Raw genomic sequence first — 527 nt, 5'->3', positions numbered from 1 at the left:
GGGTGCTGGAGTGGGCTGGGTTCGTCGTGGGCGTCGACGTCGACCGTGTCTGTGCTGGGGTTGCTCCAGGCGCGGATGTGGAGCTGGCGGTGTGGGTACTCCCGGCCGGGCGCGTAGTAGTACCGTCTGGCGTTGAGGTCTTCGCCCTGGTAGTAGTACGAGAGCGGCCACCCGGGCTCGTAGGACTGCCGGCCGAGCGTGGTCTGGACGTCGTCGACGCTGGCCTGGATGACGCTGGTCGACTCCGCCGGCGGGCGTGACGTCGCGAAGAACCGCCGGCGGGTGTGGTAGCCGAGTCGGCGGAGCGCCCGCCACGGCAGACTCGACAGGGGAAGCCGGCCCGTACGCTGGTACTGGCGGGCGCCGGCGAGGGTGCCACCGACCGCGGTCGCGACGGTGACCGTCAGATCGGGGTGGGCGAGCAGCCACTCGAGGACAGCTTGGATGTCGAGCATGATGGGTTAGTCCTGGTCGCTGGTGTCGCGGCCGGTTTCGGTGGTGCTAGCGGTGAGGATGTGTTCGGCGAC

General features: G+C 69.6%; 1 protein-coding gene. It reads right to left on the bottom strand.

Annotated elements, in window-relative coordinates; genetic code table 11:
- Nucleotides 1–455, bottom strand: a 455-nt coding sequence (locus ACSC1W_RS20900) for a hypothetical protein (protein ID WP_435349776.1), incomplete at its 3' end; no start/stop codon positions are given.
- Between the last annotated feature and the right edge of the window lie 72 nt (nucleotides 456–527).

Origin of the sequence: Haloarchaeobius marinus (genome assembly GCF_051207415.1) — an archaeon.
In the GTDB taxonomy this organism is placed as follows: Archaea; Halobacteriota; Halobacteria; order Halobacteriales; family Natrialbaceae; genus Haloarchaeobius.
Note: the sequence above shows the minus strand (reverse complement) of the source record. Positions and strands in the feature narration are given on the sequence as shown.